This is a genomic window from Sphingomonas aestuarii, assembly GCF_054457155.1.
This window is the reverse complement of sequence record NZ_JBTKVV010000002.1, coordinates 298,518-324,111: the sequence shown is the minus strand read 5'-3', so window position 1 is coordinate 324,111 and position 25,594 is coordinate 298,518. Positions and strand designations below refer to the sequence as shown.

At 61.6% G+C, this 25,594-nt stretch carries 13 protein-coding genes; all 13 read right to left on the bottom strand.

Annotation, left to right across the window (positions count from 1 at the left end):
* Positions 1-714: 714 nt before the first annotated feature.
* Positions 715-2,073, bottom strand: a complete 1,359-nt coding sequence (locus tag ACX0GZ_RS04765) for an HlyD family type I secretion periplasmic adaptor subunit (RefSeq protein WP_458813906.1) — start codon at positions 2,071-2,073, stop codon at positions 715-717.
* Positions 2,074-2,078: 5 nt separating this feature from the next.
* Positions 2,079-3,824, bottom strand: a complete 1,746-nt coding sequence (locus ACX0GZ_RS04760; RefSeq protein ID WP_458813904.1) for a type I secretion system permease/ATPase — start codon at positions 3,822-3,824, stop codon at positions 2,079-2,081.
* A gap of 78 nt (positions 3,825-3,902) precedes the next feature.
* Complete coding sequence (locus ACX0GZ_RS04755) at positions 3,903-12,410, bottom strand: peroxidase family protein (RefSeq protein WP_458813902.1); 8,508 nt, start codon at positions 12,408-12,410, stop codon at positions 3,903-3,905.
* Positions 12,411-12,799: 389 nt separating this feature from the next.
* The gene (locus ACX0GZ_RS04750) at positions 12,800-13,483 is read right to left on the bottom strand and encodes a LuxR C-terminal-related transcriptional regulator (RefSeq protein ID WP_458813900.1); all 684 of its coding nucleotides are present in this window, start codon (positions 13,481-13,483) and stop codon (positions 12,800-12,802) included.
* A 116-nt stretch (positions 13,484-13,599) separates the two neighbouring features.
* A complete protein-coding gene (locus ACX0GZ_RS04745; protein ID WP_458813898.1) occupies positions 13,600-14,670 on the bottom strand; it encodes a sensor histidine kinase in 1,071 nt (356 codons plus the stop codon).
* On the bottom strand, positions 14,667-15,344 hold the full coding sequence (locus ACX0GZ_RS04740; RefSeq protein WP_458813896.1) for a response regulator: 678 nt from the start codon (positions 15,342-15,344) through the stop codon (positions 14,667-14,669). Before ACX0GZ_RS04740 ends, ACX0GZ_RS04745 begins: the two co-directional genes overlap by 4 nt.
* Positions 15,345-15,442: 98 nt before the next feature.
* A protein-coding gene (locus tag ACX0GZ_RS04735) for an IS5 family transposase (RefSeq protein ID WP_458813894.1) occupies positions 15,443-16,215 on the bottom strand; the annotation gives its coding sequence in 2 pieces (ribosomal slippage) (positions 15,443-15,858 and positions 15,858-16,215; 774 coding nt in all).
* Positions 16,216-16,460: 245 nt separating this feature from the next.
* Positions 16,461-17,531, bottom strand: a complete 1,071-nt coding sequence (locus ACX0GZ_RS04730) for a LacI family DNA-binding transcriptional regulator (protein WP_458813892.1) — start codon at positions 17,529-17,531, stop codon at positions 16,461-16,463.
* A 2-nt stretch (positions 17,532-17,533) separates the two neighbouring features.
* A complete protein-coding gene (locus tag ACX0GZ_RS04725; RefSeq protein ID WP_458813890.1) occupies positions 17,534-19,042 on the bottom strand; it encodes a tryptophan halogenase family protein in 1,509 nt (502 codons plus the stop codon).
* Positions 19,039-20,076 carry a cupin-like domain-containing protein gene (locus ACX0GZ_RS04720; protein ID WP_458813888.1) on the bottom strand — a complete coding sequence of 346 codons (1,038 nt, stop codon included), beginning with the start codon at positions 20,074-20,076 and terminating at the stop codon, positions 19,039-19,041. The genes ACX0GZ_RS04725 and ACX0GZ_RS04720 overlap by 4 nt, the downstream gene beginning before the upstream one ends.
* Positions 20,069-20,785, bottom strand: coding sequence for a SapC family protein (locus ACX0GZ_RS04715; protein WP_458813886.1), 717 nt, complete (start codon positions 20,783-20,785; stop codon positions 20,069-20,071). Before ACX0GZ_RS04715 ends, ACX0GZ_RS04720 begins: the two co-directional genes overlap by 8 nt.
* Positions 20,778-22,340 (bottom strand): tryptophan halogenase family protein, encoded by a 1,563-nt coding sequence (locus tag ACX0GZ_RS04710; RefSeq protein ID WP_458813884.1) that lies wholly within the window; start codon positions 22,338-22,340, stop codon positions 20,778-20,780. Before ACX0GZ_RS04710 ends, ACX0GZ_RS04715 begins: the two co-directional genes overlap by 8 nt.
* A gap of 98 nt (positions 22,341-22,438) precedes the next feature.
* Positions 22,439-25,459, bottom strand: coding sequence for a TonB-dependent receptor (locus ACX0GZ_RS04705; protein ID WP_458813882.1), 3,021 nt, complete (start codon positions 25,457-25,459; stop codon positions 22,439-22,441).
* Between the last annotated feature and the right edge of the window lie 135 nt (positions 25,460-25,594).

Below are 25,594 nucleotides of genomic sequence, written 5' to 3'. Positions count from 1 at the left end.
ACAGCCCCAACCCCTAGCGTGTGGCCGGAAAGACTCACCTGCCGGACAAGTTATCCACAGGGCTGCGCGTCGAAGCCCTTCTCCCCGTCCGTTTCGAGCAAGGCTGGGAAACATGACGAAAGCTGATGCGCTCGTTCGTTCCGCATGCGTCCAGATTTTGGCGACCGGCATTGGCCAATCATCACGGCATGAATAAACTAGTCGCTCGGCCTTGCCGCCAATGCCGCAACGGCAGTACACGTTTTTGACCGTAAGTGGTGCCCCACAGAGGACAAAGCAGGGCACTCAAATCATTGGAGAATGTCGATTTTCCGTGACTGAAACTGGGCCGGTTGCTGAATTGCACCTTTTGCTCGGGAACTGGCAAAAGCAGAAAATCGGCTTTTGAAGGCCGATGGTAGGGCCGGAGCGAAACCCTGGCAGTCATTTAAGGGGCCACCTCCATATTGGTCAGTCCAGGGGCTGCTCGAATGCGGCGGCAGAGCCGCTTTAAATCGGCAGGCCAATCCTTCAGGCTCGAAATCCAGAACGACCTTGCCGCCGAGACTGCCACCCAGCTCAGGTCGCAGCAAGTTCGACCGGACCTAGGCGGCACGAACGCTGGTGCAAGGTGTTCGTGCCATGCGAACTTGGAATTGGATGCAGCCATCCGGGGCGCGGTCCGGTTTGTCCACACGCACCCGATAGCTTTCGAGGATACATTCTCAGCAGCACTTATTGCTCTCTACCTGCTTTCCAGAACGTTTGGGTTAGCGGTTCGATCAGGTAACCGAGCGCGGTGCGTTTGCGTAAGGGGATCATGACCTCTGCCGGCATTCCGGCGCGAAGCCCGTTCTCGCCACGAAACGCGGCGATGCGCGCCAGTTCTTCGGGCGGAACCGTGATCTCGAGCTCGAAATACTGGAGACCCGTGCGCTGGTCTTCCAGACTGTCCGCCGACACCTTTGTCAGCTTTCCTTTCAGGATTGGCAGACTGCGTTCCTGGATGCCCGAGAAGCGGACCTGGGTTTCCATGCCGACCATCAGGTCGTCCGCATCATTGGGCGCTGCCTTGGCTGACACCACCAGCGCCTTGTTCTGTGGCACGATTTCCATCAGCATTTCGCCCGGTGCGACGACGCCTCCGACCGTGAAAATCTTCAGCCCGACGACCAGCCCGCCCGCAGGTGCGCGCACCACCGATTGGGTCAGCCGCTCGCGCGTCGCCAACAGGCGCGGGCGAAGTTCGTCGAGCCGGACCTGCACGTCGCGTAACTGGGTCGCCACTTCCTCGAGCATCCGCCGGTCCATCGACACCATCTGCAATCGGGATTCGCCGATCGCTTCTTCAAGCCGCGCGATATCGGACTGCAATGCACCGAAATCGCCATCCAGTTGGGCGGCCGACCGTTCGATCGCCCGAATGCGGTTCGCCGATACGAAGCCGCGGCTCGACAAGGTCCGCAACCCACCCAGCTCCTCGGCGATCAGTCGTTGTTGTGTCCGGTTCGAGCCGATCTGGTGACCATAACCTCCAATCTGCCTGCTGTGCTGGGCGATGCGCTGGCCCAGTACGCCGCGTTCGGTTTCGACCGACCGACGTCGCGCTTCGAACAACAACCGCTGGCCGCGCATCGCTTCTTCGGCAAACGCGCGTTCGCCCGCCAGGCTGGTCGAAAACTCGCTCGGCTCCAGAATTTCGCGCGCGCCGTCCCGCTCGGCAACCAGCCTGGCCCGTTGGGCGAGCAGCGCGATGACCTCGGCAGTCAATCCACGCTCGGTCGCGACGACATCGGATGCCGAAATCTTGAGCAGCACATCGCCCTGTGCAACGGTTGCGCCTTCCTGGACTGCAAGCGCGGTGACGATGCCGCCGTCGCGATGCTGAACCGCCTGACGGTTTCCCGATACAGCGACGTTGCCTTGGGCAAGCGCGCCTGCATCGAGCGGCGTCATCGCCGCCCAGCCGAGCAGTCCGATGAAGAATGCGCCGCCGATCAACGCACCGGAACGCAGTTCGCGCTTGGGCGAATCCATCGCGTCGCTCGGTAACGGATCGCCGTGCAGTTCGTCCGAAAAGCTGATCGCATTCATGATGCCTATCCCCGTTTCATCTTGACGACATTGGCTGCTGCCGCCGCCCCCTGGCGCAGGATTTCGAGTATCTCTTCGCGCGGACCCTGATGCTCGATCGTGCCGTTCTTCATCACCGCCAGGCGGTCGGCATCACGGAGTGCGGCGTGGCGATGGGTGACGATCAGTATTGCTGCCTGTCTGGCCTTGGCGGCCCGGATCGCTTCGCCCAGCGCTTCCTCGCCCTGACTGTCGAGCGAGGCGTTGGGCTCGTCGAGAATGAGCAGCTTCGGATCGCCATAAAGCGCGCGGGCCAGCGCGACGCGTTGTGCCTGTCCTCCCGACAGGCGAAGGCCGCCGTCGCCAAGCCGCGCATTATAACCGCCCGGCAGATGCAGGATCAGGTCGTGGATGCCGGCGGCGATGGCAGCGCGCGTGACCTTGTGATCGATATCCGCGACATGTTCGCCCCGCGCGGCGGCAAAGCGGGAAATATTCTCGCCGATCGATCCCGGCAGCAAGGTGGGCTCCTGTGGCAGATAGCCGATATGCGCCGCCAGTCTTTCGGGATCCCAGTCGGCATATTGCGCCTCGTCGATGCGGATTTCGCCGCCATCGGGCGGGATCGCCCCCGCTGCGATCCGCGCGAGCGTGGTCTTGCCCGCACCCGACGGGCCGATCACGCCCAGCACTTCACCGGGCACGATCCAGGTCGACACGCCGCGCAGGATGAGGGCGCTGTTATCGGGCGAGCGATGCAAAATGTTGCTGAGCTGGACATAGCCTTGCGGCGCGGGAAGGACGAGCCGCTCGCCGACCAGCGCGTCGGTGGAACGGAACAGCGCCTCGATCGACGCCATCGCCTGACGCGCCTGACCGATCATCGGCCATGCCGACACCATCTGTTCGATTGGCTGAAGCGCGCGCGCGAGCAGGACCGAGGCGGCGATGATCGCGCCGACCGAAATCTCCGCATTGATGGCCAGCCAGGCACCGACACCCAGCGCCAGCGACTGCATGAACATGCGCGCGAACTTGACCATCCCGGTATAGCGCGATGCGGCGATCTGGGTCCGCGCGCCCGCTTCGAGGCCCTGTCGCCGATCCTCGATCTGCTGCCGAACAAGTGCGCGGCGCATACCCAGCGCGCGGACGATTTCGGCTTTGCCGAACATCGCCTCCTGCCCCAAATAGGCCGCGGCCATCGCCTTGTGTCCGTCGGCGGCGCCGCGTCGCGTCGCACGCTCGTTGAGCAGGGCGAGGCAAAGCAAGACCGCGCCGCCGCCCAGTACCAGAGCGCCGAGCAAGGGGTGAATCACGAAGGCGACGATGAAGTAGATCGGCGTCCATGGCAGATCGAAGATCGCCATCGCCGACGGACTGGCCATTATCTGGCGCAGACCGTCAAAGTCCCGCATCGCCAGGGCGGCGGCGGGGTCTGTCGCGCCTTTTGCCTGCGCGATGAGGCGATCGAGAATGGGCGAGGCAAGATGGCGATTGAGCCGCATCGATGCGCGCAGCATCAACCGGTTGCGGACCATGTCGAGTGCACTCAGGCATCCGATCGCCAGTGCGACGATGATCGTAATCCAGAACAGCGTCAGCACGCCCCCGGTTGGCACGACCCGATCATAGACCTGCATCATGTAGATGGTCGGCGCGAGATAGAGGATGTTGACCAACGCGCTGAACAGCCCGACCGAGACGAAATGCTGGCGACACGCAGCGAGCGCCTGTCGCACGGGTGCGGGCAAAGAGGCTTTGTTCGACACCGGAAATTCCTTTCGCGACCTGCTCGGAAAATGTGGCCCGGACGGGTTCCGCCCGGGCCCTCCCAGGGGGATGGGAGCCTAGATGAAGTCCCAGTCGGGGCGGATGAACACGTCCGTCGCCGAAAGATCCACAGGTCGCAGGAAATCATGGTGGACGCTGAAAAATGCCGGCAAGGAATGATCGTTGACCACCAGATCCTCTCGCGTGAACAGGTGCGGACCGGCATCCGTATCGCCTCCGGATACGCCAGTATCGACCGGCGTGGTGGCGATAGGTGGGACGGATGGCGGAACCTGCGGAGCTGTCTCGGGCGGTGACGTGCCCTGCGCGCTCCCCGCTGTGCTCCCCGCCGGAGTGCCTCCTGCCGCGCCCGCAGCAGCGAACACGAACGACGAGGCCATCAACTCCGCAGCCCCTACCCCGTCGAGCCGCATCGACTGCCCGTCGATCCGCACGATTGCGTCGTCGCCGTCCTGGCTGATGACCACTCGCGAGCCGAAGCTCTGCGCGGTGATGCCGAGGCCGCTCAGATCGATCGTGTCAGCACCCCGCTCGAAATCGGTCACCCGATCGTCGCCCTTGCCAAAGATGAACACATCGTCGCCGCTGCCGCCCGACATCACATCGTCGCCGTCGCCGCTGTCGATCCGATCGTCACCCGATCCGGCGAAGATGGCGTCGTCGCCGTCGCCGCCTTCGATGACATCGTCGCCCGACCCGCCGCTCAGATGATCATCGCCTTCACCGCCGCGGATCAGGTCGTCGCCCGATCCACCGCCGATCCGGTCGTCACCCGCATTGCCGGACAGAACATCGTCGCCCGAGCCGCCTTCGATAACGTCGTCACCGCCCAGACCGCTGATGACATCGTTTCCCGACCCGCCTTTCAACTGGTCGGCGCCTGCCGTACCCGTCAGCGTGTCGTCGGGTGATGGCACCACCGGTGGAGGCGTGACGATGATGTCGTCTTCATCATCGGTATCGTCGTCGTCCTGGTCGGCGTCATCACCGTCCTGATTATCGTCTTCGTCTTCTTCTTCATCGTCGTCGAAGGGCGGGATTTCTCCGCTCTGGAAGATGTTTTCGGGCAATTCAGTCAGCCCGGTGTTCCGCATGACGATCTGGGAGAAGGTCATGGCCGCACCATCGCCGAACACGCTGTCGTCAAATATCTCCAGATAGTAGAGCCGGTCGCCATGCTGCAGCCGGTCGAGCTGTTCGAGGAAGATATAGCCGAAGGTCGATCCCAGCTGTCCGTGCGTCGGGCGTTCGGCCAGCCCCCCGATCCACAGGTCCATGGTCGCGAAGCCCTGCGGATAGGCCGCCTTCAGCTGATCCATCACGGCATCCGAAATCCGGTTGCGCTGCTGGAAATCATCCCAGCCCGAATAGGGGCGCAGGCTGGCCTGCCCGGTCTGTTCGTGGAGCTGGGTCCGCACGTCGTTGAACGGCGCGATGCCCATGTCGCGCCCGCGGAAGATGTTCAGCGCGGCAAGGTCGAGCGGACGGCCGACGAGCTGGTTGCGAAGCGCATTGACCATGTCGGTGTCGATCGCCTGGTGCGACATCATCGTCGCGCCTGCCAGAAACCCTTCGATTCCTCGGCTCGACACCGTGCCCGGCGTCAGGAACGCCTCGACCAGCGACAATTGCTCCAACGTGCCGTCGGAACCGACGAACCCGACCGTTTCGTTGAGCATCGAATGGCCGAACCGGTACGCGGCCTGGGCGAATTCAACCGAGATCGCGGAATTGACGGTCGGGTCATATCCTTCGAACCCGTGTTCGTCGTCATCATCCAGTCCGCCCGCCATCGCGGTAGCGAATTCGGTGAACACCACGCGCTGATATTCCGCGACGTTCATGATCCGCGCGGCTTCGAAATATTCCGCCTCGCTCCAGCGTCCGCCGGTTTCCTCCTTGATCCGGTCGACCCAGTAATTGTGGTTGCGCGCCCAGATCGTGTGGATCGACGTCAGCATCACGTTTTCGTTTGCGCGCCCATCGCCGGTGACGAAGTAATGGCCGATCGCATCGAGATCGAGTTGCGGCTCGAGCTGGTCGGGCAAGGTGACGAACGACGGGATGAAATCGATCAGCAGCGGCTGGCCGGTCCCGTCATAATCCGAAATGTCGGCACCCGTGAGTTCGCCACCATCGGTCATGATGCGGTAATTGTCGCGCACATGATCGAGGGTGGGCAGCAGAGCATGGCCCGACGCGTCGATGTCACCCGTCAGCATATAGGCGGTCTGGACGGGAGAGCCATCAGTGCCGACTTCCCATTTGCGCAACAGGTCGGTGACCGCATTCAGCGAGCCATAGACTTGATTCTGATCGACGAAAGGCGAAGCGTCGTTGATATATTGCGCCGCGATCTCGTCGCCATTGTTCGGGATACCGTCGGGGTCGATACCGGTGCCCGGAACGATGTTTGAGCGCGGCGCAGAGATCGGAAAATCGGGGGTGCCGATCGCCGTCGATCCCGGTTTTCCCTTGCCGACAAAGTCCAGCCCGTGATCGAAATACTGCCCGAAGAAGGTCAGCAGCGCGGTACCGCCAAACTGGTTCGGGATGCTTTCCTCGATCCCGTCGCCATCATTGTCCTGATTGGCGACGATGTTCGAAATCTGTCGTGGGCTGAGAGTCGTCGTCCGCGCCTCGGCTGCCCCGTCGACATAATAGGGATCGGTCAGCCGGATGAACGGCTGGTTGGCTGAGCCATAGGTCGGATTGTCGACATTGTTGCCGTTGCCCGACGCATCGCGAACCAGCCCGTCTCGAACCATCTCACGCAGGTCGGCGAAGTCCTCGCGATCCAGGGGCAGATCGAACGGTCCCGTCACCCGGCCACCGGCATTGGCAAGCGTCCCGAAGAAGGTGACGCTGTGCGTCCCGTTGACCAACGTCGTGCTGCCATCGGCGTTGGTCGTGGCATCGTAATCCGCCACGATGGTACCGGATTTCAGCTCGATCCGGTCCTGCGGCCGCAGTGTGCCGATGATCGTGTCGTTTCCGCCTTTCGAGGCGAAGACGACGCGGTGCGCCGATTGCAGCGCGGTCATATCGACCGTGTCGTTGCCGTCGGTTCCCTCGATCCGGATGGTGTTGGCCAGCAGCGTGGTCGGCGTGAAATCGCCGATCGGAATGAACACGTCGCCCCCGCCGCCGCCATGGATCACGATCTCCTCGATATTGTCGAGTTCCGCGATCACCGCGGCATTGTTGGTGCCGTTGCGGGTGACGACGATCTCCGTATTGACACCCAGCCCGGTGATGCCGGCGGCAACGGCCTCGGCGCGCGCATAGATGCGATAAGTTTCCGCACTGGCATCGCCCACGAACTTGACCGTATCGACACCCGTGCCACCGTCCATCAGGTCGCGGCCATCGCCTGCCGACCAATAGATGGTGTCGTTGTCGGCACCGCCGTTGATCGTGTCGTTGCCCTGACCACCGACCAGCAGGTCGTTGCCGGCGCCACCGTTCAGGCTGTCATTGCCCGCCAGGCCGAAGATCGCCTGCGCGCCCGCCGCACCGGCGGCTCCGTTCAGATTGGCATTGTTTGCGGCCGTTCCCTGCACGACGGCATGATTGACCCCGGCGAAGCGCAACGTCTCCACCGTGCTGATCGTATCGGTGCCCTCGGCCCCCGTGCGGTCGGTGACGACGATGTTGGCACCCGACGATGCAACCGTGAACTGGCCGATAGCGCCTGCGAACACCGCGACATCGTTGCCCGCCCCGCCGTCCAGCCGGTCGTTGCCCGCGCCGCCGTTCAACGTGTCGTTGCCGCCAGCGCCGTTCAATATGTCGTCGCCGCCATTGCCGTTAAGCGTGTCGTTCCCGCCGAGGGTCAGGATCGGGCTGACCCCGTCGGCGATATCATCGCCCGCCGTCCCGTTGAAGACATTGTTGACCAGCGGAACCCCGTTCCAGTCATCCCCCACCACCCCGGTGGGTGCGGAAAACACGGTTTCGGGATTACCGCGACCGTCGGTGAAGCTGACCGCGACGCGGATCAGGCCGCCGACCTGTCCGCCAATCCCCAGGATGCCGTCGGTGGGGGTGAAGGACGCACCCGTTGCGTTGAGCGGGATGTTGGCCCAGGTCGTGCCGCCATTGTTCGACACCTGCCACTGATAGCGGAACGCGCCCAGACCCTGTTCGTCGGCGATGGCCGAGGTGTTGACGCTCAGCGCCTGTCCTTCGGTCGGCGTCAGGTCAGAGATGACCGGGACGCCGGTTGCCGGGCTGTTGAACAATTGACCGATGTCGAAATCGACCGTTCCGCCCGTGCCGTCGCCGAAGCGAAGCGTTTCGATGTTCCACAATTTGTCGGTGCCGTCCGACACGGTGTTGACGCCCGCCGGACGGTTCGCCGGATCGAACCCGGTATGCGTGACGAGATAGCCGCCGTCGCTCGAACGGGTGAAGCTGTAATTGTCGACGATATCCCAGAACTGAGCGACATCGTTGTCGCCGACGCCGTCATCCTTCACGACCTCGCGCACGATCGACAACTGGCCGGGATTGAGCGTCCCCGCCAGCATCAGTGCGTCCAGCGTCTTGCCGCCGAACTGGGCGACCGCATTGGCCGGAACGACGCCCTGAACGACCGCGCTTTCGAGATAGACTTTCCCGGCCATGCGTTCGGCGGTGTAGACCTGTCCGCCCGCTTCGATGCGGATGCGGACGTTCAACCAGCTGTCGCCGTCGATCACGTCGTTGCCGCCACGTCCTTCGAGGACGTCGCTACCACCACCGCCGAGCAGGATGTTGCCCGCATCGAATGCGATCACGCTTTCGCGATCGACGCCAGCGCCGGGCGCGGGTGCAACCCAGTCGCCAAGCACGGCGCGCAGACCGGCAATGCGATCGACGCCCGCCTGGGTCAGTTCGTTATTGTCCATCAGGCTCTCGGCACCGGCATCGACACCGGCGATCGTCGCACTGGTGCGGCTGTCGCCGCGCAGCACGTCGTTCAGGTTCCAGCCCGATAGCGCCTCCACCTGATCGAAGCGGTCGCGCAGGATATCCTCTTCGTCAGTCGAGAAGATCTTGATCAGCATGTCGCTGTCGCCGGCTTCGGTATTGAATTTGTGGATCGCCCAGTCGAAGCCCCACATCCCTTCGTTGCGGATGACGCTTTCGCCCTGCCCCATGATGTCGTCGCCGCTTTCGGCATCGAAATCCTGTTCGTTCTGCCCGGCGAACATCACGTCGTGACCGATGATCGTCGAGTTGAAGAACAGCTCGGAATTATCGCCCGAGATGATGTCGAAGCCGTTGCCGCCCTCGATCCAGTCGTCGCCTTCGTTGCCGAGCAGATTGTCGCCGCCTTCACCGCCCAGAATGAAGTCGTTGCCCAGGCCACCCATCGCAGTCTTGCCGTCGGGCCCGGTGATGATGAAGTCTTGACCCTGGTTGCCGAAGATCAGCGCCAGTCCCGATCCGCCATGGATGACGTCGTCACCTTCCTCGCCATGCAACATATCGACTTCGCCGATATCGGTGCCGCTGTTGGTGATGATGTCGTTGCCCTTGCCACCGTGAACCTTGTCGACGCCGTATCCTGCCTCGATCCGGTCATTGCCGTCGCCACCCCAGATGCTGTCGTCGCCGCCGCCCGCGACGATATGGTCGTCACCGTCACTGCCCTGGATCAAGAAATGATCGTTGCTGTTGACCCGCAGATAGCCGGCGCGACCATTGGCATCGACATTGGCGCGTTCGACCATTTTCGCGAACTGTGACAGGAACGGATCGTCCAGCTCGGGATCGGTCAGGTTGAACCGGTCCATCATATATTGCTCGACATAGACAACATGGTCGGGAACCGAGAAGATGTCGCCCGGCAGCGCGTAGCCGCTGGCCCCCAGATCGGTGTTGTTGAGCACCATCTTGGCGAGCGAGTTATTCTCCAGCTCGTTGAGCAGGTTCAGTCCCTGGACGCGCGACAAATAATAGAAACGGTCGGCATTCTGGAGGTTCTCGAGTTGAAGCTCGAATACAAACGAGAAGGTGGAGCCGAGCATCCCGCCGAACGCCATCTTCTTTTCGGCCAGCCCGCCGACCCACAGGTCGATCAGGTTGACGCCCGATTCATTGACGTCGTCGCCGGTGCCCAGCTTGCCGTCGCTGCCACGCGCATAGGCCCAGCTGCCGGTGCCGTTAAGGAAGTCGAACCGGTCGGCAGGCGCGCCTGCGCCCCCGAACACGATCAGGGTAGCGGCATCGCGCTTACCCTCTGCAGTGGTCGCAGCGGCGATCGAATCGTGAGTGCCATAGGCGGCAAGGAAATTGACGATCGACGCCGGGTTTTTGAGGTTGAGCGCGAAATCGGTCCAGCTCGTATAGGGATCGAGCTGGGTGTCGCCATTGGCCACCGCTTGGAACTGCTCGCGTGCCTGATTGAGGGTCGGCATCCCCGTATCGCGCCCGCGCGCGATGTTGATCGCCGCCAGGTCGAGCGGAATGCCGAGCAACTGGTTGCGCAGAACATTGGTGACGAATTCGTCGATCTCGTTGCCGACCTGCGCTGTCATCCCGCGCACGATCGCACCGGCTGCCGTGTGGTGATCGATCGTGTCCGAACCGAATGCCAGCGGGTTCAGGAACGCTTCGAACAAATCCATGTGCGCGGTGGTGCCGTCGGCATTCACCCGATCGACGCTCTCGGTCAGCATCGAATGGCCGAAGCGATAGACGACATGAGCGAACTCGGCGAAGATCGCCGGGTCGATATCCATCGACGGGTTGAATACGAACGCATCGACGTCGGGTTGAACCTTGCGCGCGAATTCTTCGAAGACCAGATGCTGGTACTGCATCTCAGTCGAGAAGCGCGCCGCCTGGAACAGGCGTTCACCGTCCCATTGCAGGGTCGAAAGGTCGGCGGGGATTGCCGTCACATCGACCAGCAGCCACTCGTTCAAAAAGGAAAGGTCGGTCTGCCCCTCAGCCAACGCCGTCGCGCGAATCTGTTCGACCATGCGGTTATGTTCGGAATGGAACACATGATGGACCGCCGACAGACCGATATTCTCGTTCCCGCGCCCGTCGCCGGTGATGTAGTGCGCGTCGAGCAGCTCGTTATCATAGAAACGGTCGGCCGAAAGATATTGGGGATTCGTGGCGCTGACGGGCAGCGACGCGTTGAACGCCGGATTTAGCACCCCAAGGGTAGGCTGATTGGTGCCGCCGATCGGCTGCTGGTCGTCATAGATCGGATTGGGAACCAGCGTCACGCCGATGCCAACGGCGTTGTCGTCATCGGCATACATGATCTGGCCGCGACTGTTCACGGTCTGCGCGGCGTGCGCGATGTCGTCCAGAAACGCGTGGCCGGTGCGGAATGCTCCGACGGCGGTGGGGTTGATGGGGGACGCAAGATTACCCTCCACCAAAACATCGTCGGTGGTCCCAAACTGCCCATCCGTCCCCAAACCGACAACCAGTTGCGGCAGTCCGTTGGCACCGCGGATGAACTCGCCATAAGCATCGACTGCGAACAGGGGCACGTTGCCGACATCCGCATCGGTCAGTTCGATGCCCAGCATCGTGCGTGCTTGTTCCTTCACGTCGGCCCAGGTCGCAAGCCCGCGGTCGCCCTCAAGCAGCTTGCCGGTCGCAAGCGGTTGTCCGCCGATCATGGCATATTCGCGCAGGAACATCTGGTGCGATGCGTGTGAGGTATAGGTCTGGTTCTGATCGACGAAAGGGGTCGTCAGGTTTGCCGCATCGCTTGTCGTGCGGGTGATGACCATGAAATTGGTCCACGGCGTCGCCGGATTGTACAGCGGATCGTCCGGGCTCAGCGGAATGAAGACGGTTCCGCCCTTCTTCTCGACAAGATCGAGCCCATGGTCGAAAAACTGGCCGAACAACGTGAACCAACCGTTGAACGGCGCCGAAAGCCCTTCGTCGGGCGCGACGTTCGGGATGACAACACTGCTGCCCTCCATATTGACGCCATGATCAGCAAGCGCTTCGTCAAGGTTTGCTTGGGCCGCGGCAATGGCAGCAGTGTTGCCAGGATCGCTCGCTTCGATCGCCGACAGCGCATCGCGCGCCGCGACAATCGCATCCAGCGCTGCTTTGAGCGTGCTGCCGCTATAGCCACCATAGGTCAGCGCAGCCGCGATCGCCGCTGGATTGCCTAGCGTCTGATCGACGATCAGGTTCGATATCAGCCGCGGATCGGCATCGATCACGTTGCCCGGCGAACCGTAATCATTGTTCTGAAGACCTGGATCGGTGATGTCGACGACCGCGTAGCCGCTGACCGTCATCGTATCGTCATCCTCGTCGCGCCAGTACGGATCGCTCAAGCGCGGAAACGGATTGTCCGCGGCGCCCCAGCTTTCACGCCCGGGGTTGAGATTGTTGTAGCTGCCATCGACGGTACGCAGGCCGTAAGGGGCGAGCGGATCGGGAATCGCGAATGCGCCCGTGGCCCCGAGCACCGGATTACCGTTCGCGTCCAGCCGAATCTGCGTCAGCGGCGTTCCGGCCGAATGGAGTTCCGAGATCTTGATCTGCTTCAGAATGAAGGTCAGGTCGTGCTTGGTCAGCTGTACCATGTCGCATCTCCAGTCTAACTCGCACTGTCTCGAAGACGAGCGCGGGTATCCGCAAAAGCGCGGTTTATTGAATCAAAGAATTTGAGCTGGTGCGGTCCCCGCCAGCAAATCTCGCCAAGTCGATTGTTCGGCTCGACTCGGAAAGATTAATGCGATGCTAGGTTTTGGATGGGGTTAGAGTCGATTCAGCCATGTGGACTAATCCGTCCCATGAAAGGGCATAGGCATTATGATGAGCTGATTAATGCTCCATTACGGGATATTGCGTAGTGCAGGATTGCGCAGGCGCAATTGGGTCTTCGGACCAGCTGATAGCCAGTCCGGGTGATGAGAGGATGGTTGTTGCGAACTCGCGCTGCGCCTGCTGACCTGACCGCCCGGGCGCCAAGTCAAGCGCGCCGTTCCTGCGGTTCCGCAGTGGGGGATGGCCGCGTGCCCTGAGTTTGCAGCGCGGCTACGGCACTGACGCGGTTATGGACGCCCAACTGCCGGAAGGTCGCGGCAATGTGCACCTTCACGGTACATTCAGATATGCGCAGCGCGCGTGCGATTTCCTTGTTCGATTTGCCGGTGGCAAGATGCGAGAGGACTTCGCGCTGCCGTTCGGTCAGGGTTATGAAATCGCGATCGGCATGCGCTTGGGGTTGGGGTTGAAACCGGATCGGTGGATCGGCGGAAAAGGGCGGCACGTAAATCTGACCGCTGTCGATTGCGATCAACGCGCGAACCATATCAGCTCGATCGACATCCTTCGGAATAAAGCCGTGCGCGCCTGCACCCAGCGCGTCAAAAACCGACTTTCGATCATTGTTCCAATCGACGACGACCAGTTTGGTTGAAGTAAAACAACGCCTGAGCGCGGCGATCCACTCGGCAAGCGGAATGGTGGAAAGACTCGGGTCCAGCGTCACGATTCTGGTATTTGGATGGTCTTCCAGCCACCGGGTTGCGCTGTCGAGGGCGCCGGTGCCGCCGATATTGCAAACCGGCACGGCTTCGGCCAGCAAAGCAACCAACCCGGCGCGGCACAGCACCTGCCTTTCCACGACGAGCGCGGTCGAGATGACGGACACGGTTCTTCCCCCAATTGCCCCAACGGTTTGCGACCCGTCGCGAACCAAAGGTGGACAGTGCCCGAATTGGCCACCCCGACGCGAGAACCGAACCCACTGGTCCCCGACGACTCGGACTATAGCATCGTTAGCTGACAGGAAGCTGACAGCGTAACGATCGGTCGAGCGAATGAATTTTCAGGAAAGGTCAGCAACAGTGTCGATGCTGCCTTGTCCGTGCCGATCGCGCCCCGATGCACTTCCATCACCCGTGCCACGATCGACAGTCCAAGACCGGCACCGCCCGGGCTGGCGTGATCGCCGCGATTGAATCGATCGCACAATTGGGCAAGCGTGGACGCGTCGATCCCTTGCCCGCCGTCGCTAACGCGCAAATGCGGGCCGGGGCCACAGGTGACGACGACTTCGCCACCATCGGGCGTCACCCGGATCGCGTTTTCGATCAGATTACGGATCGCCGCGGCCAACGCTTCCCGACGCCCGGACACCGGCTGCGGGTCATGGTGCTGCAATGCCAGATTCACGCCGCGTCGAGCGGCATCGAGCGCCGTCAGCTTGATCGCATCGAGCGCCACGTCGCGAAGGTCCAGCATGCGGAACGGTTGCGGTGCTGCGGCATAGGCATCCAACTGGGCCAGGATCAGCAATTGTTCGATCAACCGGTTCATCGCCGCCAGGTCGTTAAACATCCGCCTGGCCTCGACAGTCCCCAAATGCTGCAATTCCAGCATCACCACCGATAAGGGTGTCTTCAGTTCATGCGCGACGTCTGCGGCAAAACCCTCTTGTCGCCGCGCGGCATCGTCCAGCCGAGCGAGCAATTGGTTGACCGCATCGGCAAAGGGCAGCGCTTCGACAGGCAGATTGCCTGTCTCCACCCGAAACCCGCGGTCTTGCCCGGCGGCCTGATGTATCCGCTCTGCAGCGTCGGTAAGCGGGCTTAGCGAACGCGAGATCAGCCAGCCCGTTGCAACCGCGAGCGGAGCGAGCAGGACGACAATCGGAAAGACGACATGGTCGACAACTTCGTGAACGATTCCGATCCCACCGTAAGCCGCGCGAGTTTCGGCTTTCATCAACTCGAAATCGGCGATCAGAAACGCAGCGAGGATGACCGCGCCGATCGCCGCGCTCCAAGCAACGCCATGTCGCAACCGCCCGATGATCGAGGGCGGTTCCCCGCTCATCGCCGATCTTCCATCATCAAATAGCCGACTCCGCGAAGCGTAATCAGCATTTCGCCTACACCGTGCACCGCAAGCTTGCGACGCAACCTTGATACGAGTGCCTCCAGCGCATTGGATGTGACCGGTTCGTTGAACGTGTAGATCGAGCTTTCGATCTGTGTCCGCGTCACCACCGACCCAGCCCGCGTCATCATCAATTCCAGCAGTGCGGCCTCGCGTTGAGTGAGGTGCAGGGGCGCCGTTTCGTATGTCGCGGACCGGGTTGCGGCATCGAAGCGCAGCGGACCGATCGCTATGACAGGGTCGGTTCGCGAACCGGGTCGGCGCAATAACGCGCGCAGCCGTGCCGCCAGTTCCTCGATCGCGAACGGTTTGACCAGATAATCGTCCGCGCCCGCATCCAGGCCGGTCACGCGGTCGCCAAGCGCGGATCGCGCCGTCAGCATGATGACGGGGGTGTAAAGGCGGTTTCTGCGTCGATCGACGAGCCACGCCGCACCGTCGCCATCGGGCATCCCCAGATCAAGCACCAGGGCGTCATATGCGTACAGCTCAATCGCATGGTCGGCATCAGCGAGCGTCGCTACGCAATCGCAGGAAAAACCGAACGGCTGAAGCCCCCTAGCGGTGAGACCGCTGATCCGGACATTATCTTCGACAATCAATAGCCGCACCCTCTGCTCCCCCCGAACAAGTCCAACACCCAAGGGCCGATCCGTCAAGCATCCTGGTATTCATTCCCTACCGTTAGGCTCAGGACTCATTGCGGTAGTCAGAAGATGACGGTTGCGGCGATGCAGATTGCGGACATGAAGGTGTGGGCGCAGCGGTCGTAACGGGTGTGGATGCGGCGCCAGTCCTTCAGCTTTCCGAACATGTTTTCGACCTTGTGGCGCTGGCGGTAGAGCGTGGCGTCGTGCGGTATGGGCACTTTGCGGTTTGTCTTTGATGGGATGCAGGCAGCGATGCCACGGGCATCCAGGGCGGCGCGGAACCAGTCGGCATCGTAGCCCCGGTCGGCCAGCAACGCCTTGGCTCTGGGAAAGGCGTCGATCATCAGCGCAGCGCCCTTGTAGTCGCTCATTTGTCCTTCGCTGAGCAGCATGATCAACGGGCGGCCCTTGCCATCGCAGACGGCGTGGAGCTTGGAGTTCAACCCGCCTTTGGTGCGCCCGATACGTCTGGGTAGAGCCCCTTTTTTAGCAGGCTTGCTGCCGTCCGATGTGCTTTGAGGTGGGTGGCGTCGATCATCAACTGATCTGGCTTGTCGCCCTTGGCCGCCAACTCGGCAAAGATGCGGTTGAAGACGCCCAGGCGGCTCCAGCGGATAAAGCGGTTATAGATCGTCCTCTCGACTGCGCTCGAGACAGGCTTGTGAGGACCATAGGCAGCAGGCGCATCACGCCAGCGCAGTCCATTCCTGATCACGAAGATGATGCCGCTGACGATCCGCCGATCATCGACCCGCGGAATGCCATGCGACAGTGGGAAATAGGGCTCGATCCGGCGCATCTGCGCCTCGCTCAACAACCAGACTTCAGACAACAGCAGCACCTCCTTGATGCCACCCTTGAATCAATCCACTACCTCCAGCGCAAGCGATTTAATGGGTCCCGAGCCTAGTCCGATCGACCGTATGAACGGCGGCAGATCGCTATCAACGGAAAGAGGTTGATCCGACACAGCAACGTATGCCCACCCGATCGAATCTACCTATGAGAACGGCTCCTCATGCCGCCGTCGAATCAATCAATCATCGCTCAGGCACGCAATTCAGCAGCATTGTCGGTTTAGCGGATCACGGGATATTGACGGCCCGGCGGGGCCGTCGATGATCGCACGGCCAGCGATGCGGGGACGATGATCGTGTTGCGCGGTGGGTCACGCTGAGCCTGTTCGTCGATAATCAGCGACACCGCTTGGGCAGTGACCTCAGCAATTGGCTGAACGACGGCCGTCAGTGGCGGATGGGTGAAGCGGGTGATCGGCGTGTCGTCGAAACTGATGAGCGACAAGTTCTGGGGCACCTTCAGTCCACGACTGCGCGCGATTTCCAACACGGCCAGCGCCATGCGATCGTTGCTCGCGATGATCGCAGTCGGTGGCGTATCGCTTGCCAGCAATGCATCTCCCGCGGAGATGCCGGACTCATAACTGAAATCGCCTGCTTCCAGCAGGCCGGTCATATCAAGTCCCTCCGCCGTCATCGCCGCGCGCCAGCCCGCGACGCGCCAGCCGCTCAGTTCGTATGCGGCAGGTCCAGCAATGAAGCCGATCCGTTCGTGCCCGAGTTCGATCAAATGCTCGGTCGCCATGCAGGCCGCGCGCTCGTCATCCATCGTAAGGGCAAAGCCATAGCCCTCGCGAAGTGATCCGATCCGGGCAACGCTGATGTGTCGCGCCTCGAGCAGGGAGAGGATTTTCGTATTCTCGGAATGGGGTGGCGTCAGGATTACGCCGTCCGGCCGCAGCGCGCCGAGAGCAGCAGCAAGCTCGCGTTCGATATGGTCGCTGCGCGTATCAACGAGTTCGACAAGCAAGCGATAGCCATGCTCAGCGCATTTGATCATGCCCCCCAGCATCATCTGATCAACCCAGTCGGTTCCCTGACGGTCGCGCCAGTCGGCGATGGTCCGTTCGCGGTCGTTGATGGCCAGGATCAGATAGGATCGCGACCCGGCCATACGCTGCGCCGCGATTGAGGGGACATAGCCCAGCTTGTCGATCGACGCCTGAACCCGTTTGACCATTTCCGGCCGGACGTTCGGCTCCTTGTTGATCACGCGACTGACCGTCTGCAACGACACCGCCGCATCCGCCGCAACATGTTTAATCGTGACCGTCTGGCGACGCCGGTTCATGCCTAACCCGCCCTGGCCATCGTATCGTATGCGCCACAATAGCGCGTCACATAAGTGGCGTGTGCGGGCAACGTCGCAACGGTGCGAGCAACCCCGTCGCGAACGGTGGTCAGCAATCGTTCGAGATCATCGTCCGAGAGTTTCGCCGCGATCGGATGCCAGGATTGGGGCATGATCCCCTGCCCCATCATCACCTGAACCCAGCTATTCTCGGCGAACAGTTCTTCATTGCGGCGGAATACGCGACCCGTTTCGCGGAACAGCTTAATCTTCTGCGCCAGCGTATCGGGCACTGACATCGAAGCGCATTGTCGCCAGAATGCGGAGTCGCGGCGTTCGGTTGCTTTGTAGTGAAGGATCAGGAAGTCGCGGATCTGCAGCATATCCTGTGTCTGCTGGTCATTGAACTCAGCCACATCGCTCGGATTGACTGGTCCCAGTGGCAACATGCGGATCAACCGCAACACCGCGCGCTGGATCAGGTGGATGCTGGTCGATTCCAGCGGCTCCATGAACCCGCCCGATAAGCCGATCGCGATGCAGTTGCGATACCATTGCCGCCGCCGGACACCGCTGGTGAAGTGCAGATGGTTGGGCTCGGTCAGCACCTTGCCCTCGACATTGCCGAGCAGCCGGTCGAGCGCCGCATCGCGGTCGAGATAGCGGCTGCACCAGACCAGCCCGTTGCCAGTGCGATGCTGAAGCGGAATACGCCATTGCCACCCGGCATCATGCGCCATCGCGCGAGTATAGGGCGCCGGCAGCCCGACATTTTCGGTCTGCAGCGCAATCGCGGAATCGCACGGCAGCCAGTGCGTCCAGTCGTCGAACCCGGCGTGCAGCGCCTGTTCGATCAACAGCGCGCGAAAGCCAGTGCAGTCGAGGAACAGGTCCCCCTCGATCCGATCGCCGCGATCAAGCACGAGGGCCGCGACGTCGCCGCTTTCGCCGTCCAGTTCGACGTGTGCGATCTTCCCCTCGATCCGCACTGCGCCATCGCCCTCCGCCATGGTGCGCAGAAATTTGGCGTAGAGCGTGGAATCGAGCTGATAGGCATAGTTCATGCCGTTGTCGGGCAGGTGCGCGAACTTGCCCTCCATCGCCGCCACCAGTTCCAGGCAGTAATCGTCGTACGACGCTTCATGCCCGCGCTCGCGGCCATAGAGCCAGTAATGCTGGAACCCGGCAGCCCAGTGATCCTTGCCGGTCAGCCCGAACGAATGGAAATAACGGTCGCTGCCGTTTTTCCAGCCGTCGAACAGGATGCCCAGTTTGAACGTCGCGTTGGTCGCGCGCATGAACTCGGCCTCGTTGATGCCGAGCAGCCGGTTATAGGTGACCAGCGGCGGGATGGTGGATTCGCCCACACCCACCGTTCCGATGGATTCGGATTCGACCAGCGTCACCTGCGCCGCGCGGCCCATGGTGCGTGCAATGGCGGCAGCCGCCATCCAACCGCCGGTGCCGCCGCCTGCGACGACGATGCGCTTGATCGGATGCTCGCTTTTCATCGGCTCAACTGTCGCAGGAGGTAGGCGCGCAGGCGACCCGCGGTTTCCGGCGTCAGCGGCGCAAGCACGCTGCGACTTTCCAGCGGGATATGCGCGATGGCGGTATCGTCATCGGTGAAGACATAATGGTCGAACAGGTCGCGCCAATGCGCCTTTTCATCCTCGGGCAAGTCGCGGATCGCGAGCAGGGCGTGGTTGAGCGCATCCTGCGGGTGTGCCAGCCAGCGCGGGGTTTCGCGCCACCAGTAATTAAGCAGGATGTTGAATTGGTCGAGCGCCTCGACATGATGCCACCACATCGCCGGTATGTAGAGCGCATCGCCAGGGCCTAACTCCGCGACCTGCGCCGCCGCCATCGCGTCTGCAAAACGAGGGAAGCGGTCAAGATCAGGTGTCGAGAAATCGACCATGCTGATCGGACGACCCGCAGGCGTATTATCGAGCGGGCCGAGATAGAGATTGGCGTACTGATCGCGCGGGAACAGCGTGAACCGCCGCCGCCCGGCCGCGACACATGCCAGATTGTGCGGCACGTCGTTATGCGCCGCGATCCGGGTCCGCGTCCCGATCCAGATGCTCGCAGTAACATCGCGGTCACCCAGATTGACATGGTTGGCGGCATGCAGTCCGTTGAAATAGTCATGCACGTCGATCGAGCCGAGATACAGGGTCGGCGCGTCGCCAAAATCCGCCCGCTCACCGCTCGCCATGCGATCGAAGATGTCCGGCAGCGCCGCCTTCATCATGCGAAAGTTCATGCCCATCGCATCGTCGTAGAATAGCCGCCCGTCGCTGGCCGATGCGCCTACCGAGACCGAAAAGGCACGGTCGCGGCTGTGGGCGAGCAGATAGTCGCGCGCCGCACCCGGCGATTTGCGTCCCTCGACCACCAGCGGCCAATCGGCGACCAGACCGCGGACAATGAAAGGCTCGTCGGCGTTGTGCAATAGGGCGTCGAGCGCGGCGGTATCCGCAACCTGTACCTCTCCCACCGCTGTCGGTATGGCACGACCGACCGGATCGGCCTCACCCACTTGCCACCTGCCGGTTCTTGCGCGCGATCAGTGCAGGCAGGTTGGCAAGCGATGCGACCGCCATGAACAAGGGGAGCAAATGCCCTTCACGGTTTAGGTCGCCCAGCGTCGCTGCGTCTAGGCCGCGCAACTTGTCCTCGTCGATAATGTGGAAGCCGACCATGCGATGCGCGGCGCCATCGTCAAGCGTCACGTCGAGCGTGAAGGGTTCCAGCAGGTCGTACCGCTGAAGCGCGGCGAAGAAACCGCGCGATGCCTGATACCCCGCGTCCAATGCGCCCAGCCGCTCGACGATAGTGTCGAGATAGGGGGTGGATCTCCCGTTCTGGTCGAAAAGCCGCACGCCCTCGCCCTCCGCGATCCGCGGGCTCGCCATGTCGATCACTACCTGTTTGTCGCCCTCGCTTTCAGGTGCGCCGCCGATCAGGAAGGGTTGGATGTCCATCGAAAGCGGGAGATAGCGGGCGTCCCATCGGTCGTCCTGCAAGAATAGGTTCTCGCCGCTTTCGAACCCGAACACGGCAAGTGCGACGACATCGCCGCGTTTAAGATCGCGGCGGAACAGGATCGGATAATCGGCCTGGACGCGTCGAAACTCGTTGGGGACCGTCATCGCGGTCATCACCCCGTCACCCAGTTTGACAGAGCGTTCGCGGCGGATACGCAGGTCACGGTGTGCTTCGGCGTTTAGCAGCACATGATCAGACATGAATGGCCTTTTGGACAAGCGGTTCGGAACGGCACACCGCATCTAGATAGACACGGTTGGTCGGCAGGCTCGCGGCCAGCGCACGCGCTCGCTGATCCAATTTCTGAGCGGCATCGGCGACGGTCGCCCCGCGGACGGACGAACGCACCACAGACGCCAGCGGCGGTGGAGAACCCATACCGTATAAAATATATTGATAGCTGGCGGCGGGGAAAATCTCGTCCGCATGACGGAAGTCAGCGGCGGTGGGTGGCTGCGTGCGCCACAATTCCAGCAATTCCTTCAGCCGGTCCGGGATCGTGTCGGGATCGCGGTGTGCCCGCCAATAGGGTTCGTTGCGGATGCTGGGAACATAGTGTAGCTTCAGGAAGTCGACGATCCGCTCCCAACGATAGCGGAACAGGCTATTGAACCGGCTGGCGTGCAACTCCATTGCCGCACGGTTGGCGGGAAATCCGTCGAGCAACGCGTCGATCGACAATTCGGCCAGCACGATCGCCGACGCCTCCAGCGGCTCCAGAAACCCAGCCGCAAGCCCGAGCGCCAGGCAATTGCCCTGCCAAAACCGCTCACGATGTGCCGACTGGAACGTCAGGCGGCGAAACGACAGCGCGTTGTGATCAACCTCCGGCGCTGCCCGCTTCAGATAATTGCGAAGCGTATTCTCAGCGGCATCGTCGCTTGCAAAGCTACTCGAATAAACGCAGCCGATGCCGCGCCGGGTGGGCAGGCCGATGTCCCAGATCCATCCGGCTGAATGCGCGGTCGCATTTGTCTGCGCGGCGATCGGACTGTCGGTTGCGACGGGCACTTGCACAGCAAACGCGCGGTCGTTGAACAACACGTCGCTGCGATCAATCAGGGGCACGCCGCAATGCCCGCCGATCAGCAACGCGGCATGGCCGGTGCAGTCGAGGAAGAGGTCGCCTTCGATGTTACCGGACGCACGGGTGCGTACCGCTGCGATGTCCCCATTGTCGGCCGCGTCGACCCCGGTCACATGATCGCGAAGATGGATCACTCCCAACCGCTCGGTCGCCACCCGCCGCAACAGATCGGCCAGCTTCACGGCATCAAGGTGATAGGCATAGTTCACCGCGCCTGCATAACTCGGCATAGTGCGCTGTCGGGGCGCCAGATGCTGGGCGCACAGGCGCGGTTGGGCACAGACCGCATCGGCGAACGAACCGCCCGATGCTTGCCAATGCGCGATCAGGTCGCGCGGCGCGGCGTCGATCGGTGCCGTGAAGGGATGAAAGTAGCTGTCTTCTGCCGTTCCGTCGTGCCAACCATCAAACCGCGAACCCTGTTTGAACGAGGCGTCGGTTGCGCGCAGAAACTCGGCTTCGTCGATCCCGATCTTGGCAAGGGTACCGCGGATCGTCGGCCAGGTGCCCTCTCCCACCCCGATGATCGGCAGATCAGGTGATTCGATCAACGTGACCGACAATGGTTCGGCGGCGGCAGGATCGGCAGCGGCGGCAATACGACAGGCCGCGAGCCATCCGGCGGTTCCACCGCCGACGACCACAATCCTGTTCACCCGCTTATGCATCGCCCGTCCCGTTCACCCATGCGAACCTGCCTGTCGCGTATCGGAAAAGCCACCCTTTCGAGCAAGCATCTCCGACGCACGACGGGACGAGCCCACCGTCAGAAGCTGAAGCGGACGCCGCCGGTATAGCGGGCGAAGCCCGGTTGCGCGAAAGTCACGAATTCATCCGAGCGTCGATGGCCCCGGCGGCTTTCCCCGGTCAGGTTAATGCCCTCTGCAAACACCGTCAGGCCGCGCCTGAATTCATAGCTGACGCTGGCATCGATCTGGGAATAAGCCTCGATATAGGTTGGGTTAGGATTGCCCCCAGCATAGAATTCGTCACGCCAGTTATACGCGACACGCGCCTGCAGCCCGTTCTTGTCGTAATAGAGAACCGCGTTCGCACTGTCGCTCAACCCGGCGAGTGCGAATTGGCCGATATTAGGGTCCAGCGCATTGTCGAACCGCGCATCGCCGCGGACGATCGTGTAATTTAGGATCGTGCCGAACCCAGTATTCCAGAAGCTGTGCTGGATCGCAAATTCGAAGCCGTCGAGTGTGGCGGTCTGATCTGAGTTGAACGGCGTTCCCACGCGGAACGTTACGAGGTCGTCTTCGGGCAACCCAAGGATGCGACCGGTGAAATAGCCGTTCTGATCGAGGACTGGATTACCTGCCGAATCTCGCGCGACTTCCACACCGTTCGTGAAGTTGCGCAAGATATAGTCGCGAATGGCGGACACGTCGGTCGATCCGCCCAAGGCAGCTTGCGCCGCCCGGAATCTGGGACCATCGCCGGGATTGCGCAGATCGAAGGCAGAGCTTTCAATCTCCTGCGAGTTAATGAAGTTGCTGACTTTTTTGCGGAAATAACCTGCGGAGATATAGCTGCTATAGTCGTAATACCATTCCGCCGACACATCGATATTCTTCGATAGGAACGGGATGAGGTTGGGGTTGCCCTGCGATCCCCCACCCCCGGTGATGCCGAACTGACGGCTGAACGTGCGCCCGCCTTGCAACGCACCATAGTCTGCACGCGTGATCGTGTGGCTGTACGACGCGCGGAGCTTCACATTATCGATCGGCTCCATGTCGAAATCGATCGCAGGCAGCCAGTTTTGATAGCTGCCCCTTGCCGTCACGAAATCAGCGTCGGGGGCATAGATGATATTGAACTCACCTGCCGCGACCCAGGCTGTGCCCACCGGAATAGGGGTCAGCGCCGACGAATTCACGTTGGTCTGATCGTAGCGCACGCCCGCAATGATATGCGCCGGTCCAGCCAGCAGGTCGAATTCTGTATTGACCTGGATGAACGGTGAAATCGTCTTTTCGGTAATGCGTCGATCGGTGTCATAGGCGGCAAGACAGTTTCCGTCGCCGCCGCAAATCCCGAACCGGTCGTCGAGCAGATCCACCATGCGTTCGAAATCGAACCGGTAATAGGCAGGAATGATCCCCTGGTCCGCCCCGGAGACGCCCGGAAACTTGTCCGGTATGGTGACGAGTTCAAACAAATCGTCCGGCAGATCCGCCGGAGTGCCAACACCGCCCCAGGTGTCGTTTTGAAGGAACCCATAGGCCGAACGCACCCGGTTCTCGACATAGGAGAAGCCGAAATCGATTGAATCCAGGAAGCTGCCGTCATGGTCATAGCGACCATCTAATCGGATCTGGTTGATCTCGTCCTTGAAATAAGCGTTGCGGAACGAGTTGCCGGTTGCATTGATCCGCGACGGGTCGAGAGCATCGATCCCCGGCTGCATGACATAGGACAGAACCGGCAGGTCATACCGGAAATCGATGGTTTGCGATGCGACGCCGAAAACCGCGCTGCCGACCGACGTGCTGGTGCCGAACCGGTTGGTCGGCCGTGATTCCGCCGTTGAATGATGCCCATCCAGCGTAATCGTGACGCCGCCGGGGGCGTCCCATTTCAAATTGCCGCCCCAAGATTTGTTCTCGGTCACGTTGGCGGTCAGCGACCCGCTATAAGACAGGTCCTTACCTGGGCCGAACCGCTCGGTATAGAAGACCGGACCTGCCACGGGCCCGTCGGTCCATTCGGTCGAGGTGTCGCCGAAGTTGAACCACATGCCAACACTGCTGTTGCGCGCTTCAACACGGTTGCGCGAATAAGTGAAATCGGCCGTCGCGGTCAGCGTATCGACAGGGCGAAATTGCAGCACGACCTGACCGTTGATCCGCTCACGATCGATATCAGTGAGCGAGTAGGACGCCTCTTGGGGAACTTCGTATACATCCGTTGGTCCCGGACGATTGATGACGTTCGGACCTTCCGGTCCCAGCGTGCCCCAATCGTTCTCCGTCCCCAAAAAGGCATTTCCGAAGCCGACCTGACCGGAGTTCACGCTCGCCTTGCGCTTCTGATACACGCCGGACACCAGGATACCGAACTGGTCGTTGTCCCCGAAAGTCGCGCTGAACACGCCCGACACTTCCGGCGTGATATCCTGCCCGTCATTCTGCGAGGAATCGAGCACGCCGCGCGCCGCGATCGACCCACGCATGCCGGGGCGATCCAGCGGCCGCGGCGTCAGAATGTTGATCGACGAGCCGATACCGCCCGATGGTACGGCGGCGCGACCAGTTTTGTAGACTTCAACGGCGGCGATACCCTCGGAAGCGAGGTTCGCGAAGTCGAACGAGCGCGATGCAGGCGGACTGGCGCCATCGCCCAGCGTTGCGGTCGGCATCTGGCGCCCGTTCAGCGTGACGAGATTATATTCCGGGCCAAAACCGCGAACAGTGACCAGCGATCCTTCGCCGTCGCGTCGGTCGATCGACACACCGGTGATGCGCTGTAGCGACTCGGCCAGATTAGTGTCGGGGAATTTGCCGATGTCCTCAGCGGAAATCGCATCGACAACGCCCTGTGCGTTACGCTTGATCTCGACCGCTTCGCGGAGCGAAGCTCGGATACCGGTAACAACAATTTCGTTGCCAGCGTCGCTATCGTCGGATTGCGGTTGTTCCTGAATTTCAGAAGGACCCGGATTTCCCAGCGTCGCAGCGGCATCCTGGGCCATTGCTGCGCCAGACGTTGCAATGGTCGATATTATCGATGCACCGGCCAAGAAACGCGAAATCGAACGAGCTTTGAAGCGCCGCATCCCAATCCTCCCCTTCATCGATACGGGCCGTTCCCCGCAACGATCTTCGATCTAATTGGGAACGTTCACTCTGCCTGTCTGCGATTTATGTCAAGAGGCCCTCACATGCTTTGCCGATAAATGTGTTTCCCCGGC